The sequence below is a fragment of the Streptomyces sp. NPDC002793 genome, assembly GCF_040295485.1.
Classification (GTDB): domain Bacteria; phylum Actinomycetota; class Actinomycetes; order Streptomycetales; family Streptomycetaceae; genus Streptomyces.
Genome location: NZ_JBEOVL010000079.1, coordinates 1 through 14,427 on the forward strand (window position 1 = coordinate 1; position 14,427 = coordinate 14,427).

Below are 14,427 nucleotides of genomic sequence, written 5' to 3' on the forward strand. Positions count from 1 at the left end.
GGCGGTGCTGGGTGGGCTGTTGACCTGCGGGGCGACAAGCGACAAGACAAGCGACAAGACAAGGCCCGCAGCCGGTGGTGGCTGCGGGCCCTGGTGTTGGGCAGGTGATGCGGTTGTGCGGGTCAGGTGGTGGCGCGGCGTCGCTGGAGCTGCAGGGCGATGGTCTCGGCGAGCACGTCGGTGTCGACGTCGTCCTGGTCCACCTGCTCCAGGTAGGAGTCGAGCGTCTCCCGGATCCTGTCGGTGTCGGTGTCGGGCTCGGCTGCTCGCTTCACCCATGACGCGATGGTGGCGACCGTGCCCCAGGCCTGACCGGGGGACAGGGTCAGCCACTCGATGATGCGGTGGTCGTACTCCCCCAGCTCGATACCGGCGTCGGCGAGTACGGCGAGCAGCTGCTCGTGCTGGTCCGGTCCGGAGACGTATCTGCGGGGCTCGGTCTGGACGGGGCCGGTGGGTACGGGGTCGATCTGCATGGTGGTTCCCCCTGCGTTGTTGTGGCGGTGGGTTGTGGTGGTCAGGCGGTGCGCATGGCTGCGGTGAGGGCGTCGGCCATCCGGTACGAGGGGGAGCGGTGGAGTGCTCCGGCGTGCCGGTCGTATCGGCGGGTGGTGCGGGGGTCGGCGTGGCCCATGGCGTCCTGGACGTCGGCGAGCGGTACGCCCTGGTCCAGCAGCGCGGTGGCGTAGGAGTGGCGCAGCGAGTGGGGGGAGATCCGGTCGGCGCCCTCGATGCCGGCGGCGGTGGCGACGCGGCGCAGCAGCCGGTACGCGGCCGGTTCGTCCATGGGGCGGCCGGTGCGGGTGGCGAACAGCGGCTCATCCTCGGCGGCGTCGGGGCGCTGCTCGAGGTAGGCGTCGATGGCCTGTACGGCGAGCGGGACCAGGACGACGCGTTTCGTGTGGTCGCCCTTCACCACGAGGTCGGCGACGCGGTGGCCCTGGTCGGAGCCGAGCGCGCCTACGGTCACGGCGAGTACGGAGCCGATGCGCCCGGCGGTGGTGGCGAGCGTGGTCAGCAGCGCGAACGTGCGCGGCGTCTCGTGCTGCTGCGCGTAGCTGAGCAGCGTGCCGAGTTCGGCCGGGGTCAGGCCCCGGGTGGGGGAGGCGTCCGCGGAGACGCTGGGGCGCTCCATGCCGGTGAACGGGTTCCGTCCGGCGACGTCGGCCCGGACGAGGTAGGCGTACCAGGACGAGGCCGCGGCCAGCCGCCGGGCCCGGGTGCTCTTCGCGAGTCCGGTCTCACGGAGTGCGGTGGCGTAGTCGTCGGCGACGGTCGGGGCCGCGGTGGTCGGGTCGGTGCCGGACGCGGCGCAGTACGCCAGCCACCAGGAGGCGTCCTTGGCGTAGGCGGTCTGGGAGTGGACGGAGGGGCGCCTGCCGAGCCATGAGCGCGTCGCGGTGAGTACGGAGGCTCCGGCGCCCGCTCGCTCGAGAAGGGCGAGCAGAGCGTCCGGCGATGCGGCCGGCGGGGTGCCGCGCAGCACGACGGCCGGAGCAGCGGTGGGTGCCGGGGCGTCAGGGCGGGTGCGGAGTGCGGGCGTCGAATCCATGAGTACAGGATAACAGTCATTATTCTGTAGTAGTGGGAACTCGCGCAGACCCATCAGGACAGGAGTGGACGCGAGCGACGGCCCATACCGGGGCATACGCCTAATGGTGACTATCGGGGTGCAACTCGGGCGCGGCGCCTGTCTGGTGACCCGCCGTACTGCTGCGGTGATCGCATGAGCGCATCTCGCCCGACCCGGAAGTACGGGGCCCCGTGGCTGCCGATCACCTCGTCCGCCCCGCGGCGGTGCGGGCACGGCCCGGGGTACGTCTGCGGACTCTGCATGCAGCCGTCCGAGCCGGAGGCTCCGTGTCACGAGGATCCGGGGGACTGCGACTACGACTGCCCGCGCTTCGTCCGGAGCCACGCCGGATTCTGAGTCAGGGGCAGTCGCCTTCCCACACCCACCGGTCGGTCGAGAACGGCCACGGGTCGTCCGGCGCGGGTCCGTACATGGCGCGTCCGCCGGGTCCGTAGGTGCCGTGCTCGGTGATGTGGGCGACGCCGGCGCCGCGGTGGGCGTCGGACCATCCGGTGACGTCGATGTGCTGTCCGTCGAGCGGTCCGCCGTACAGGGTGACGAACTCGCGGTCGGTGTCGGTGTCGTGCTGCTGCTGCTCGCTCATGCGGTCCACGATGGCGAGCAGCAGCGGCTGCTGTCCCCGGAATCCCCGGACGGGCTACGGGACCCTGCGGAGGGCTCTGGGTGCCCTGCGGGCCCGAGCACCCCGGGTCACCCCTCCCGGGCCAGTACGGCGGCGGCGAGAGTGGACACAGAGCGCATGACGTCGGGGACGTCCGACCGGTGGGCCCGGCGAATGGCGACGATGCAGATGGCGGTGACGCAGGCGGCGCCGAGTGCGCCGAGCGCGAGTGTGCTGGTGTTCATGGGGTCCTCCGGGAGTGGGGCGCCCGGAGCGGAGCGGCCCCGGGCGGTATGACAAACGGCCCGGGGCGGGGCGCGTTACGGCTTCCGGCGGAGCAGCGCTGCGACGAGGCCGGGGAGCGCGCGCAGCACCGCCACGACTTCGGAGCGGTGGGCCCGCAGGATTGCGACGAGGCAGACCAGCGTGGCGCACAGCAGGGCGACGACGAGCACGAGGGGCAGAGCGGCGAGCAGAGCGACGTAGTCCATGGGTGTCTCCTGAGTGAGGGCGTGCGGGGGTAGGGCGGCGGTGGTGGTGGTGGAAGAAAAAGTCCTCCCGTCCCCGACAGCGGGGAGGGAGGCGCGGGTGGTCTGTGGGCAGACCATCAGCGGGGCGAGCGGCATTCATAGCTGCGGCTGCCTGGTTGCAGTTAAGGGATTCGGTGACCTAGCCGCGCAAGTCCCCGGGGGAGGCGGCCCCGGGGTGCGGCTGGGACTAGTAGACGTGACTCCAGAGGGTGCTTTCTCCCCTCCGACAGGGGGCAGAGGATGAAACACGCCGACCACCTAATGGAGTTGCGCGTAGCCGCAGAACGTCCGTTCGTCACCCACCCGATACGGTCGCGGGATGAGCAATGAGACCTTCCCAACCCCCGCGGCTGCTCCGGTGTGCGAGCGGGATTCGTGCGACAACCCGTTGGCTCCGTCCCGTGGGGCGACCCCCCGCAAGTACTGCTCCCAGTCGTGCCGGCAGCGTGCGTATGAGGCGCGGCGGCTGCGGGAGACGGTGGCGTTGGCGATGGCCACGGCGGTGCAGCAGGAGCGTGCCGCAGCGGTACGGCGGCAGTCGTCACGTGACGCGTCACAGTACGCGTCACATGACGCGTCACCTGACGGCTCTCGACCAGTCGCCCCACGGAGTGAGCCGCCGGCACAGGGGCGGTGGGGATTCTCTGCGACGGGGGCGCCGATGATGCTGCCGGACGAGTAGCAGGGCACAACAGCGGCCCCTGTCCCGCGGTGGGGAGCAGGGGCCGCTGCGGCCGGTCGGTCAGGAGGATTTCGGGTCTCGGCGCGGTGCCGGGTTGCTCGTCGTCGTGGACGGCCTCGAGCCGCTGTCGCGGTTCCAGCGGCCGGGGCCCTGCTCGGTCGGTGTGGACGGTCCGGGGCGTCCGGGGCTGCGAGTGCTCATTGGCGTACCCTCCGATTCGGGGACGCCCGCGATAGCTGCGCGGGCGTCCCCTTCTGCTGTCAGGCTCGGTGTCACGCGGGTGTCAGGGCGGGGTGTCAGGGGGCGTGACACCTGCTCCCGCCTAGGGGAATGGGTGTCACGGGGTCCGTGACGGTGTCAGGCGTCACGCGGGTGTCAGGGCGGGGACGATCCGCCACCGGCCCGTCTTGTTCGTCGGCTCGAGGCGCCCCTCTGCGGCGGCCTCCCGGAGCCGTGCGGACACCCACGGGCGGGACAAGTCGTTCTTCTCGCACCAGTCCATGAAGTCCACGGGCCCGACGACCATCTGACCCTTCTCCTCGAATTCGTCGATGGCGCGGGCGAGCAGTTCCCGCGTCTCCTGCGGGGACGGGTTGCGCCCCTTGTCCGTACCGAACAGCCCCGGGGCGTCGTCGCCCTGTCCGGCCGGGGGCAGGTCCGCCTCCGGGTCCATGGCGGCGTCCTCCGGGTCGAGCAGGGCGCCGTTCACGATGTCGTCGTCCTGCTCGGGCACGGTGGTCTGCTCCATCTCGTCGGTGGCCTGCCGTCCGGTGTACGCGTTGCCGACGACCGCCCGGGCGGCGGCGACGGTGATCGGGTCGGCAACAGCCCCGTTGCGCACGGCCCACTGCGCGAGCGTCTCCATGAGGGACACCGACCGCGGGGTGAACTGCTGCGTCCTGCCGGGGGAGGCGTACCGGGCCTCGTCGATCCCGCTGGACACCACGTAGCAGTAGCCCGGTCGCCGGTTGCCCCACGCCCCGGGGTGGGCGCCCTGGTTGATGACGGACTCCGGCAGGCTGAATCCCTCGTCCCTCGGGTCGCAGCCGAGCGCGATCACGGACGGCAGGGAGGCCCGGGTGCTGGTTGACATCTGGTCGTAGGAGGGGCGCTGCAGGGACACGATGAGGGAGACGCCGGCGGAGCGGGCCTCCTGCGCGATGCCGGTGAACGCGTCGTCGCCCAGGTTCCGCAGTGTGTTTGCCGCTTCCTCCATCCACGCGACCATGTACGGCATTCCGGGGCAGCCGCACGCGGTGCGGTCCGGGCGGCAGGAGTGCGCCGGGTCGGTCTGCGTGACGGCGGCCTGCACCGACCACTGCCGGTAGGAGTGCTTGCCGAGCCACCCGGTCCGTGCCGGAATGACGTGCTGCAGCGCCTCCACCATGGCTTCGGTGCCTGCTCCGCCCTCCACCGCCCAGTCGTAGGCGGGCAGCAGCGGCCGGAAATCCTGGAAAGCTTTCGGGTCGCTGAGCCACATCACGACGTCCTTGCGGGACAGGATTTCCGTCATGAGGTTCAGGGCTGCGTCCCCCTTCCCCGAGCCGGTGCCACCGGCGATCAGGAAGTGCGACGCGTTGCGTCCCTCGTCGGGGTCGCCGGGCAGCCACACCACCAGGGGCGAGCCGTCGTCGTACTGCCCGATGACGAGCGGGTCGGCGATGCTGCCGCCGGGGAGGGCCGGACCCTGCCACTCCTGCGCCTCCCCCAGCATGTCGCGGGGCACGATGACGAGTTCGCCGCGGCGCGCGGACTCGGGGTCCGGCTGGTAGCGGATCGCGGACTGCGGGAGGTCGAGCGCCGACGCAATACGCACCAGGGCGCGGGCCACGTCGTCGTTGGTCTGCTCCCCGCCCTCGAGGGCGAGCGCGGCCGTGACCCTGTTCGGCTCCACCTCCGTCTTACCGATGCGGGCCTTGGCGAGACCGACCTTGGCCAACAACCCCTTGTCTGCAGACTCCGGGGCCGGACCGTCCGACGTGCGCAGCATCATGCGCACGTTCCAGGAGAGGGCGAGCACCGTGCCGCCCATGAGGTACGTGTCCGGGAGGATCCCGGACAGGGGTCCGGCGAGCGCTGCTCCGGTCATCCACGCCGACCCGGCGGCGACGGTGATCGCGGAGTGCAGGCGCCGCTGCGCGCTGGTCTCGCGTCCCGCCCACCAGGTGGCCCCGGTCAGGGCGACGGTGGACAGGGTGAGGCCGACGCCGGCGGCGACGGAGTCGGCCCACATCAGGTGTGCGCCGGTCCCGACGAGACCGACTCCGCCGAGCCCGATCCACGGGGGGAGGTGCGGCTTGGTCCGGTGCAGGAGGTACGCCCCGACGCTGCCGCTCGAGCTGCTCTCTCGGTCCTTCTTCATCTTCCGTTCCGTCCTCTCGATTTCCCGCTCTACGTCTCGTCCGTGCTGGTCAACCCAGCGGGCGCTCACTGCTGGCCCCAGCTCATGCGCGGCTGGTAGATGCTCTTGGGCTTGGCCCGGTGGGCGTTGAGCTCGCCCTCGTACTCCTGCGCGAACAGGGCGTAGGTGGCCGCGGCGAGCTTGGCCGCGTTGCGGAGCTCGTCGGCCGCGCGCTGCATCTTGCGGGAGACCTTGAACGCGCGGATCTTCGCGCCGCCCATCCGGCCCTCCGGGTCGGGCACCGTGGACAGCACCGCTTTGAGGATCTCGGCGGCCATCGCGACCTCGAAGCTGAGCATCACGGCGGACGCGCGCAGGGTGTTGCAGTAGTCGCGGATCTGCGCCGGGGAGCTGAACTCGGGGGCGGGCAGGAGGCTCTCCGCGTGCGTCCGGGCCGCCGGTACGGCCGGGCCCTTCCTCGCGCTGTTGTTCACGGTGACGTTGATCGGCGGGACGAATCCGCCGGCGGCGGCGCCCGCGAACGATCCGGCGGCGCTCGCGAACTTGTTGGTCTTGCTCTCGCCGCCGCTGGGGGGTGTGGTCGTCGTCATGCTGGCCTGCTCTCTGAGTTGGTGGTGCGGTGGGCCGGTCTGTCCGGTCCTCTGCCGTCCCCGGGCCCGTAGGCCGGTACCGGGGGCGGCAGGGGACCGTCAGCGGACGTGCGTCGTCGTGCGCCCGAACCACCTGGTCGTCGTGCTGACGTTGGTGGTGTGGTGGTGGACCGTGGACCCGGTGCCGAGCACGGCCGGCGCGATGCGGGAGGCGACGACCGCGACCGCGATCCACATCACGACGGAGCCGAGACCGGCGAGCGCACTGACTGCTGTGCCGAGACCGGCGAGCAGCTGCCCACCCCCGAAACCGACTCCCCCGGCGAGCAGTCCACCCGCGGCGAGACGCTGCGCCCGAGGGTCGAGCAGGGGGGCGGGGGTGAGGTCGCGCGGCTGGTAGACGACGGGGGCGGTGGGGAGGTGCTCGCGGAGTACGGCGACCATCCGGCCGTCCGGCCCGGGGACGTAGACGACGGTGGTGTCCTGCTCGCGGTAGAGCTGCACTGCGGGCTGCTGGACGGTCGGCCAGCCCGGGGGGACCTGTACGGCGCGGGTGGTGGGGAGCTGCTCCATTGCTGCCTCCTGCTGAGTAGAGAGCGTGTTCGTTAAGAGCCCCGGGCCCGATTCGGTCGGGCGCCCTCGCGGCTGGATGCCGGGGCGGTGGGTCAGAGGTCGAACAGGCCGGCGGGCTCGGCGGTCTCCCGCCGGGCCCGTTCCCGGGCGTCTCGGCGCTGCCGGGCGGCTGCCTTGCGGTGGCAGTCGGTGCACCAGGCGAGCAGCTCCCCGGCGGGCACCGCGGCGGCGGCTGCGGTGGTCAGGGTGAGATCGGCCGGAGCGGCGAGCAGGGCGCTCTGCTCCGTCGTCTCGTCGCACTGCAGACCGGAGTCGGAGTGGCGGGAGCCGCACGCCCCGGTGCAGTGGCAGCGGTGCCCGGCCGCGGACATGACGACCGCCCAGACGCGGGGGACACCGAGCGGGATGACGGTCATGACTGCCCACCCCCCGGGCGCTGCGTCATCGTGCGGACAGTCGTGCCAGGGCCCGCGTACCGCTCCGCCTCGTCCTCGGTGGCGTGGACGCTGAGCAGCTCCCCGCCGGAGACGACGACGTACAGGGGGAGCGGGGTGACGGTGGGGGTCTCGACTCCGGCGAGCATCTGCCGGACGGCGTCGGCGTCCTCGAGGTACCGCACAGTGGCCGCGGCCCTCTCCGTGGTGGCGAGCAGCAGCCGCTGCGCCGGGGTCATCGGTCGGCCCCGTTCGTCAGCGCGAGCTCCTGCCGGCGGGCGGAGATCCAGCCGACAGACCAGCCGGTCAGGTCGGCGAGTTCACGGATGGTCTGGCCGGTGTTCACGGCCGCCGCGACCGCCTCCCGGGCCTCCGCCTCCGGCAGCTTCCTGAACACCAGCTCGCCGCTGTTCAGGCTCACGTTGGGGGTGCGTCGTTCATTCGTGTTCACGGCAGGGGTGTCCGTGTTCACGGAGGGCGTCGTCTTGTTCACGGCAGGGGTGTCCGTGTTCACGGGGCGCTGCGTCTGCCGTTCACGAGTCACCCGGCGCGCAGCAGCGGCCTGCTCGATAGACGCGCGCTCGAGAGCTGCACGCTGCTGCTGTTCACGCTCGGCACGGACCCGCTGCTCCTGCTCCCGGAGCTCCCGCGCCTCCTCGCGCTCGCGCTGCTCACGGCGCTCTGCGGCCTCCCGGTCCGCGCGCTGCTGTTCGAGCTGCAGGGCGTGCTGCCGGTCCTCCCGTGCCTGCCGCTCGGCACGGTTGAGGCGGTCACGCTCGAGCTGCTCGGCGTGTTCACGGGCCTCACGGTCAGCCTGTTCACGACGAGCTGTCTCGTGTTCACGGTCGGCTCGGGCCTGCTGTTCACGGGCCTCCTGGTCGGCACGCTCGCGCTGTTCACGGCGTTCACGGTCGGCCTTGTCGGCGGCCTCCTGCTCGGCCCGTGAACGCTCGATGCCGTCCAGCGCCCGACCGATCGCGGCCCGGTATGAACGCGCGGCCTCAGCGGTGACGATGAGGAGCAGCGGGGCGACCGCGTGAACAGCGACGCCCGTCGCGTCGCCCTTCAACGCCGAGTCGCCGATGTTCAGGAGCAGCGTCATCAGGCCGGTGAGCCAACGGAGCGCGGCCGGCCACCGACCCCCGGTGGTCCGCAGCCGGTCCACCGTGGCGTCCAGGCGGACCACGATGACGACCGCGGCGTCGACGACGAGCGGCAGGATCGGCGCGGTCCACCCCCAGCCGTCCGGGGTGACCCGCTCGACAAGCGGCGTGACGGTGAAGACGGAGAACAGCACGGCGCCCGCGGTGATGCCCCACGTTCCGGCGGACAGGACACGCTCGGCGGACTGGACCTGTGCGGGGGTCAGGGTCTCGATGCGGCTGCTCACTGCTCCACACCCCCGGAAGCGGCGGCGCGGCGGTCGTCGGCGTTCGCGGAGCGGAGCAGCAGCTCCCGTACCCCGACCACCACAAGGGCGACGAGGGCGACCACGTTGGTGAGGTCTCGGTGGTGCAGGACGAACGCCGCGCCGATCTCGGCGATGACCAGCGCGATGGCCAGCCAATACAGCGCGGCGACAGCGGTACGTTTGCTCATGGGTCGGTCCCTCCCGAGGGGTCCGGTCCGACAGCGGCCCCGGGATCACACCCCGGGGCCGCGCCGGTTTCTGGCACGGCATGAGAGGCGCAAGGTTCGTGATGAACCTTGCAACACCTCCGAAGGTACATAAATAACCTTCCGCACGCAAGAGATGTACCTACGTGGGTTCATGATGTACCTTGACGGGAGAGCGCATCACTCACGAGAGGGGTCATACCGTGGCATTCAAGGCAGTCGGGGCGGGGTACGCCGATGTGGCGGCGCACTTCCGCACACTCATCCGAGACGGAGAGCTAGCGCCCGGAGCCGCCCTACCGTCTGTGCAGGAGATCCGCGAGCAGTTCAACGTGTCCGCAAAAACCGTCAGTCGGGCCCTCTCTGTCCTGAAATCCGAGGGACTCGCCATTGGGCGAGGGAGCCTTGGCACCGTCGTGGCAGAGCAGTCCCGCGTGGCGTCCAGCGGATCAGCCCGACTCGATCGGCTCGCCCGGACGGGAAGGATCTACAGCCCAGGAGAGACCAGCACCGACCACGAGGCGATGTTCCGTAGCTGTGCAGACCTCAAGGTCGCCAATGCTCTGGGTGTCGAGCTCTACGACGAAATCCCGATTCGGCGACGCACGTTCATCCAGAACGGCAAGCCCGTAGTCATCGGGTACTCGTACTTCCACCCCCGAGCCCTCACCGCGGTACCCGAGATCATGCGGCAAGGGCAGCTCAAGCCCTTCTGGCAGACGACGTACACCGAGCGAACCGGACTCATCGTGAGCCGATCCCCTGAAGAGCGTGGCGCACGGCTGGCCTCACAGGATGAACTCGATGTATTCGGCCTTGACCTGCCCCGCTCTGTGGCAGCAGCCGTACTCGTGCTGCACACCGCGCACCACGACGAGGACGGGCCGATCGAGGTCTGGGAGGACGTCTACGCGCCCGGGCTGTGGCAGGTCTCCGGCTCGGTGTAACAGATTCCGCGATTTGTCGTACCCATAGGTGGGACAGCAAATGACCGCCGAGACTCACCGAGACTCACCGAGACTCGTCGGGACTCGTCGGGATGCGGGGGACGCGCTCCCCGTTTCTCCCGTGAAACGGCGCGTGAGGGGGGCATAGAGCGGCTCGGACAACATCGTTGGACGCAGGTACGATCAACGGAGCAACAGAGGCTGAGGAGGCCACTGATGGACGCGAGCACCGAGAGCCCATGGCTGACGGTCCGGGAGGTCGCCCTGCATTACCGGGTGTCCACACGGACCATCACTCGATGGGTCGCCACGGGAGAGATCCGGTCCCACCGGATCGGACCGGGGCGCCTGGTCCGGATCCACCGCACAGAGCTCGAGAACGAGCAGCAGCAGTACCTCTCGGCAGCGTCCTAGCAGACATGCAGAAGGGCCCGGTGTTCCACCACCGGACCCTTCGGGACGCTACCGAAATTCTACCGACCGGACTGGCATCCGGAACGTGGAAATCAGCAGCAGTGCTTAGCTGGGCACGCTGCTCAGGATAGACAGGATGTCCAGGGGGGACCATCTCGCCCCCGGCCAATTCTGTTCATTCCTGTCCACGCCCCGGAGCCGGCCCCTACCTACAGAGGGACGCTCCATGAACGAAAACCTGCAGCTCACGGCGCATACCGCTACAGAGCTACCCAACCCCCGCGATCGGCCGTCCGTGGACACGCCGGGTGAACGGCATCACGCCAGCCTCGCATCCGCACAGCTGTCCGTGGCGCTCACCTGGGTACGCCGCGGCATCCCCGTGGTGCCCTGCTCCCGTACCGATAAGGGCGCCCTGGTCCCCGGGTTCGGGAAGGGCCGGACGCCGGACGAGATGGCCCCGTTCTCCGACCCGGACACGGTCACCAGGTGGTGGAGCTCCGGCCGGTTCGCCCGTGCGCACGTCGGTCTGCTCACCGGGCGCAGCACCATCGACGGCCGCGGCCTGGTCGTCGTCGATCTCGACATGCCGAAGCCTGGAGCGGAGCAGCTCACCGGCCGATGGGCCGGATGTGCCGGCGGAACTGATGTCCTCGAGCTGCTCGCCCGGGAGGCCGGGGCGGAGTGGCCGGAGACGTACACCGTGATGACCCCGTCCGGTGGGCTGCACCTGTACTACCGGCAGCCGGAGGATGGGCCGCTGATCGGGTGCGCGACCGGGGAGGGCGAGCGCGCCCCACATCTCGGGCCCCTGGTGGACGTGCGCGGGCTCGGCGGGTACGTCATCGCTGCCGGGTCCTACTCGGCCGCGCAGGGTCGGCCCTACGTCCGGGAGTCTCCGGCGCACCTACTGCCGCAGCAGGTGCCCGGGTGGCTGCTCGCCCTGCTCCGGCGTCCGGCACCGGCCGCTGCTCCCCGCCCTGCTCGAGTTCATCAGCTCCCCACCGGAGACCGTGCCGAGCGGTACGCGGTGGCGGCGCTGAACGGGGAGTTGGAGGGCGTGGGCAGTGCCGGGGAGGGCGAGCGCAACAGGAGGCTGTACGCCGCGGCTCGGAGGCTCGGCGAACTCTCCCCCACCGCGCCGGCCGTGCTCGGCGAGACCACCGTGCAGGACGAGCTGCTCGCCGCAGCCCGGGCCGCTGGTCTCGGCGAGCAGGAGGCTCTGCACACCATCCGGTCCGGGTGGAGTACCGGCAGCCGCGGAGCAGAAGCGGGTGCGGCATGACGACCGAAGCGACCGACCTCGACGTGATCGCGTTTCAGGCGTTCCAGCGGGACAAGGCCCGGCAGGAGAAAGCACGGCAGGCGCTCGAGGCTGCCGCGCCCACGGAACGCGCGGAGTTCGAGAAGTACAGGGCAGAGCAGGAAGCAGCTGCCGCAGCGAAGGCTGCCGACAAGGAAGCTGCCGCCGCAGCGAAGGCTGCCGAGCGGGCCCCGGTGCCTCCCACGGGAGGTACTGAGACCACGGACGCGATCCTCGCTGAGCGGGTCTCTCATCGCGTCCTGAGCGGGTCCTACTGCTGGTCTGCCGGTCTCGGCTGGATGCGATGGACTGGCACCCACTGGGAGCGCAGCAATCCGCAGACGATCACGGAGACCGTCCGTCAGTACATGGTCGAGTCGGTGACCAACGAACTCCGGGCGCCCGATACAGACTGGCGTAAGCGACAGGAGCTCATGAGCCTGCTCAGCAAGTCGCGGCTGGTCGCCCTGGTCGAGCTGGCAAAGGGCATTCTGCAGGTGCGAGACGACATGTTCGACGCGCGCCCGGATCTACTCAACACCCCCTCGGCCGTGGTTCATCTGGCCACCGGAGAGGTCCGGCCGCACGACCCGCTGCTGTATCTGACGAAAATCACTGCTGCGCCGTACCGGCCGGGGGCGACTCATGAGGATTGGGACCAGGCGCTCACAGCGCTGCCGGAGCAGAGTCGACGATGGTTTCAGATCCGGGCCGGGCAGGCGATCACTGGACACATGACCCCTGACGACGTGCTGCTGTTGCTCCAGGGGGGCGGGGAGAACGGGAAGTCGACCGTTCTCGAGAGCATCGCCCGGACGATCGGTAAGGGGTACGGGGTCCTCATGTCGGACCGTGTCCTGCTTGCAGATCCGGGCGCGCACCCTACTGAACTCATGGATCTGCGTGGCGCTCGGTTCGCGATGGCTGAGGAGCTGCCGGAGCGCGGCCGGCTGAATGTGAAGCGGCTCAAAGACGTGATCGGCACGTCCACCATGAAGGCCCGGTACATGAAGCAGGACACAGTGGAGTGGTCATCCACGCACTCTGTGTTCCTGTCGACGAACTACCTGCCGACCGTGGAAGAGACTGATCACGGCACGTGGCGGCGCCTTGCCCTGGTCACCTTCCCGTACAAGTTCGTGAAGCCTGGCGTGACTCCGAGCGCACCGAACGAGCGACAGGGCGACCCTGGGATTCGCGAGCGCATGAAGAACGGGCAGAAGCAGCATGAGGCCGTGCTTGCATGGCTCATCGAGGGCGCGAAGCTCTGGTACGAGAACGAGCGGGTCATGCCGCCCTTGCCGAAGCAGGTCGAGAACGACACGAGGAACTGGCGCGCGGACTGTGACCTGGTGCTCAAGTATTGGCGCGACCGGATCGAACCCGACCCTGACGGCCACGTTATCGCGCGGGAGCTGTTCGCCGATTTCAACGGCTGGTTGCAGGGACAGGAGCACGCACGGTGGTCGGACAAGACGTTCGGCACCCGGTTCGGAAACCATGACGAAACGAACGCACGGGGAGCAGAGCGACGCAAGATCAAAGCGCGCCCCGGGCTCTCTCGCCCGGACTCCGTGATGGAGTCGTTCTCCCCTCCAGCAGTCCCCGCGGCCTACTGGGCATGGCTCGGGATGCGCTTCACGAAGGATGGCCTCCGGATGGACGAGGTCTGCGAGTAGGCACCCACTGACTTGCCCCCGTCGAACGTGATTCGGCGGGGGCAGTGCCATGCCCTGACCTGCCGGTTCCATCTCCGGTTCCATCAGTTCCACGTTCCTCCGGTTACCCCCTTATGCGTCGGGGAGAGCTGGCAACCCAGAGAAGTTGGAACTGATGGAACCGGACGTGGAACCGCAGCCCGCAGACGGTCCGCCGGCCCCGGCCGTGGACAACCTCCGCCGGGGGTTGGGGAGCCTCACAGCAGCTACCCAACCCCCGCCACTCGGCAGCCGGTGCTGCAGCCCGTCCGGCGTCTGCCGGAAGTAGCCCGTACTCGACATCCGGCCGGGCCGACAACGGCGGGGTGTCGCCCGGAGGTCGTGCGGCTCTGCCGCTCCGTAATGTCTGTCTGTCCGAACTCGCGGTCGGCAGCCGGACCTACCGACGCCCGGGCGGTGGCCGCCTGAGGGTCGTGCGGCGCAGCCGCTCCGCATTTCTTCACTGACCCCCTGGTCGCTTTTCTGAGCGTGCGTGTGTCGGGTTACCCGCGCCGGGGCCCCTGACATCTGCTCCCGTGATTGCGACGCCCCTCCCCCTGCTCCCTGGAGCTGCTCGATACGGCGGACCTCGTGGCACGGCGTATTCGGCTGTTCCCGCGCGCGGCAGGGGTCGCGACCGGTCGCGGGAGGGTGTTCCCACGGGGAACAGCAGGGGTGGATGATCACGGGATGAGTGAGCGTCGCCCGTTGGGCACTGGTCCGGTCCCTGCTGATGTCCGTGCGCGGGAGGCGGATCTGAGTGAGGAGCTCCCCGGTGAGCGGTGGGCGGACATCGAGCAGTTGCGGGCGGGCGGTCTGTTCGGTGTTCCCACGGGGAACGGCCCGGGTCTCCCGCGTGAGGCCGGGGGCGGAACCGAGGGGCGCGGCTGAGATTCTGCCCGCGCAAAAACGGGGGCGAGAGGGCGTCTGGGTCGCCCGGGGGCTTGTCGCTTGTCGCTTGTCGTCTCCGGGTTCGGTGTCGGGTGTAGGCGGTGCTGGGTGGGCTGTTGACCTGCGGGGCGACAAGCGACAAGACAAGCGACAAGACAAGGCCCGCAGCCGGTGGTGGCTGCGGGCCCTGGT

17 protein-coding genes are annotated in these 14,427 nt (G+C 70.1%); 5 read left to right on the plus strand and 12 right to left on the minus strand.

Annotated elements, in window-relative coordinates:
- Positions 1 to 122: 122 nt before the first annotated feature.
- The 12 genes from ABT001_RS34670 to ABT001_RS34725 all read right to left on the minus strand — a co-directional run bounded on the left by ABT001_RS34670 (position 123) and on the right by ABT001_RS34725 (position 8,965).
- Entirely contained in the window at positions 123 to 476 is a 354-nt protein-coding gene (locus ABT001_RS34670; protein WP_351285551.1) for a hypothetical protein, read from the minus strand.
- Between the two features lie 41 nt (positions 477 to 517).
- Entirely contained in the window at positions 518 to 1,552 is a 1,035-nt protein-coding gene (locus ABT001_RS34675; protein WP_351285552.1) for a tyrosine-type recombinase/integrase, read from the minus strand.
- Between the two features lie 379 nt (positions 1,553 to 1,931).
- Positions 1,932 to 2,177 carry a hypothetical protein gene (locus tag ABT001_RS34680; protein WP_351285553.1) on the minus strand — a complete coding sequence of 82 codons (246 nt, stop codon included), beginning with the start codon at positions 2,175 to 2,177 and terminating at the stop codon, positions 1,932 to 1,934.
- A gap of 107 nt (positions 2,178 to 2,284) precedes the next feature.
- Entirely contained in the window at positions 2,285 to 2,440 is a 156-nt protein-coding gene (locus tag ABT001_RS34685; protein ID WP_351285554.1) for a hypothetical protein, read from the minus strand.
- Positions 2,441 to 2,515: 75 nt separating this feature from the next.
- On the minus strand, positions 2,516 to 2,686 hold the full coding sequence (locus ABT001_RS34690; protein ID WP_351285555.1) for a hypothetical protein: 171 nt from the start codon (positions 2,684 to 2,686) through the stop codon (positions 2,516 to 2,518).
- A 1,085-nt stretch (positions 2,687 to 3,771) separates the two neighbouring features.
- Complete coding sequence (gene traB / locus ABT001_RS34695) at positions 3,772 to 5,769, minus strand: plasmid transfer protein TraB (RefSeq protein ID WP_351285557.1); 1,998 nt, start codon at positions 5,767 to 5,769, stop codon at positions 3,772 to 3,774.
- Positions 5,770 to 5,834: 65 nt separating this feature from the next.
- A complete protein-coding gene (gene traA, locus ABT001_RS34700; protein WP_351285558.1) occupies positions 5,835 to 6,359 on the minus strand; it encodes a plasmid transfer protein TraA in 525 nt (174 codons plus the stop codon).
- A gap of 99 nt (positions 6,360 to 6,458) precedes the next feature.
- Positions 6,459 to 6,932, minus strand: a complete 474-nt coding sequence (locus tag ABT001_RS34705) for a hypothetical protein (RefSeq protein ID WP_351285560.1) — start codon at positions 6,930 to 6,932, stop codon at positions 6,459 to 6,461.
- Positions 6,933 to 7,024: 92 nt separating this feature from the next.
- Positions 7,025 to 7,348, minus strand: a complete 324-nt coding sequence (locus tag ABT001_RS34710) for a hypothetical protein (RefSeq protein WP_351285561.1) — start codon at positions 7,346 to 7,348, stop codon at positions 7,025 to 7,027.
- Positions 7,345 to 7,605, minus strand: coding sequence for a hypothetical protein (locus ABT001_RS34715; protein WP_351285562.1), 261 nt, complete (start codon positions 7,603 to 7,605; stop codon positions 7,345 to 7,347). The genes ABT001_RS34710 and ABT001_RS34715 overlap by 4 nt, the downstream gene beginning before the upstream one ends.
- Complete coding sequence (locus tag ABT001_RS34720; protein ID WP_351285563.1) at positions 7,602 to 8,756, minus strand: DUF2637 domain-containing protein; 1,155 nt, start codon at positions 8,754 to 8,756, stop codon at positions 7,602 to 7,604. Before ABT001_RS34720 ends, ABT001_RS34715 begins: the two co-directional genes overlap by 4 nt.
- Positions 8,753 to 8,965, minus strand: coding sequence for a hypothetical protein (locus ABT001_RS34725; RefSeq protein WP_351285565.1), 213 nt, complete (start codon positions 8,963 to 8,965; stop codon positions 8,753 to 8,755). Before ABT001_RS34725 ends, ABT001_RS34720 begins: the two co-directional genes overlap by 4 nt.
- A 221-nt stretch (positions 8,966 to 9,186) precedes the next feature.
- Here ABT001_RS34725 and ABT001_RS34730 point away from each other — a divergent pair, with 221 nt between their 5' ends.
- The 5 genes from ABT001_RS34730 (at position 9,187) to ABT001_RS34750 (ending at position 14,235) form a co-directional block, all read left to right on the plus strand.
- On the plus strand, positions 9,187 to 9,930 hold the full coding sequence (locus ABT001_RS34730; RefSeq protein ID WP_351285567.1) for a GntR family transcriptional regulator: 744 nt from the start codon (positions 9,187 to 9,189) through the stop codon (positions 9,928 to 9,930).
- A 216-nt stretch (positions 9,931 to 10,146) separates the two neighbouring features.
- Positions 10,147 to 10,344, plus strand: coding sequence for a helix-turn-helix domain-containing protein (locus tag ABT001_RS34735; protein ID WP_351285568.1), 198 nt, complete (start codon positions 10,147 to 10,149; stop codon positions 10,342 to 10,344).
- A 226-nt stretch (positions 10,345 to 10,570) separates the two neighbouring features.
- Complete coding sequence (locus ABT001_RS34740; RefSeq protein WP_351285570.1) at positions 10,571 to 11,629, plus strand: bifunctional DNA primase/polymerase; 1,059 nt, start codon at positions 10,571 to 10,573, stop codon at positions 11,627 to 11,629.
- Entirely contained in the window at positions 11,626 to 13,326 is a 1,701-nt protein-coding gene (locus tag ABT001_RS34745) for a DNA primase family protein (RefSeq protein ID WP_351285572.1), read from the plus strand. The genes ABT001_RS34740 and ABT001_RS34745 overlap by 4 nt, the downstream gene beginning before the upstream one ends.
- A 708-nt stretch (positions 13,327 to 14,034) precedes the next feature.
- Positions 14,035 to 14,235 carry a hypothetical protein gene (locus ABT001_RS34750; protein ID WP_351285573.1) on the plus strand — a complete coding sequence of 67 codons (201 nt, stop codon included), beginning with the start codon at positions 14,035 to 14,037 and terminating at the stop codon, positions 14,233 to 14,235.
- The last annotated feature ends 192 nt before the right edge of the window (positions 14,236 to 14,427 follow it).

Excerpts from the sequence above, each read along its gene's own strand:
- ABT001_RS34670 (WP_351285551.1), bottom strand. The coding sequence starts at position 476 with ATGCAGATCGACCCCGTACCCACCGGCCCCGTCCAGACCGAGCCCCGC.
- ABT001_RS34675 (WP_351285552.1), bottom strand. The coding sequence starts at position 1,552 with ATGGATTCGACGCCCGCACTCCGCACCCGCCCTGACGCCCCGGCACCC.
- ABT001_RS34680 (WP_351285553.1), bottom strand. The coding sequence starts at position 2,177 with ATGAGCGAGCAGCAGCAGCACGACACCGACACCGACCGCGAGTTCGTC.
- ABT001_RS34685 (WP_351285554.1), bottom strand. The coding sequence starts at position 2,440 with ATGAACACCAGCACACTCGCGCTCGGCGCACTCGGCGCCGCCTGCGTC.
- ABT001_RS34690 (WP_351285555.1), bottom strand. The coding sequence starts at position 2,686 with ATGGACTACGTCGCTCTGCTCGCCGCTCTGCCCCTCGTGCTCGTCGTC.
- traB (WP_351285557.1), bottom strand. The coding sequence starts at position 5,769 with ATGAAGAAGGACCGAGAGAGCAGCTCGAGCGGCAGCGTCGGGGCGTAC.
- traA (WP_351285558.1), bottom strand. The coding sequence starts at position 6,359 with ATGACGACGACCACACCCCCCAGCGGCGGCGAGAGCAAGACCAACAAG.
- ABT001_RS34705 (WP_351285560.1), bottom strand. The coding sequence starts at position 6,932 with ATGGAGCAGCTCCCCACCACCCGCGCCGTACAGGTCCCCCCGGGCTGG.
- ABT001_RS34710 (WP_351285561.1), bottom strand. The coding sequence starts at position 7,348 with ATGACCGTCATCCCGCTCGGTGTCCCCCGCGTCTGGGCGGTCGTCATG.
- ABT001_RS34715 (WP_351285562.1), bottom strand. The coding sequence starts at position 7,605 with ATGACCCCGGCGCAGCGGCTGCTGCTCGCCACCACGGAGAGGGCCGCG.
- ABT001_RS34725 (WP_351285565.1), bottom strand. The coding sequence starts at position 8,965 with ATGAGCAAACGTACCGCTGTCGCCGCGCTGTATTGGCTGGCCATCGCG.
- ABT001_RS34735 (WP_351285568.1), top strand. The coding sequence starts at position 10,147 with ATGGACGCGAGCACCGAGAGCCCATGGCTGACGGTCCGGGAGGTCGCC.
- ABT001_RS34740 (WP_351285570.1), top strand. The coding sequence starts at position 10,571 with ATGAACGAAAACCTGCAGCTCACGGCGCATACCGCTACAGAGCTACCC.
- ABT001_RS34745 (WP_351285572.1), top strand. The coding sequence starts at position 11,626 with ATGACGACCGAAGCGACCGACCTCGACGTGATCGCGTTTCAGGCGTTC.
- ABT001_RS34750 (WP_351285573.1), top strand. The coding sequence starts at position 14,035 with ATGAGTGAGCGTCGCCCGTTGGGCACTGGTCCGGTCCCTGCTGATGTC.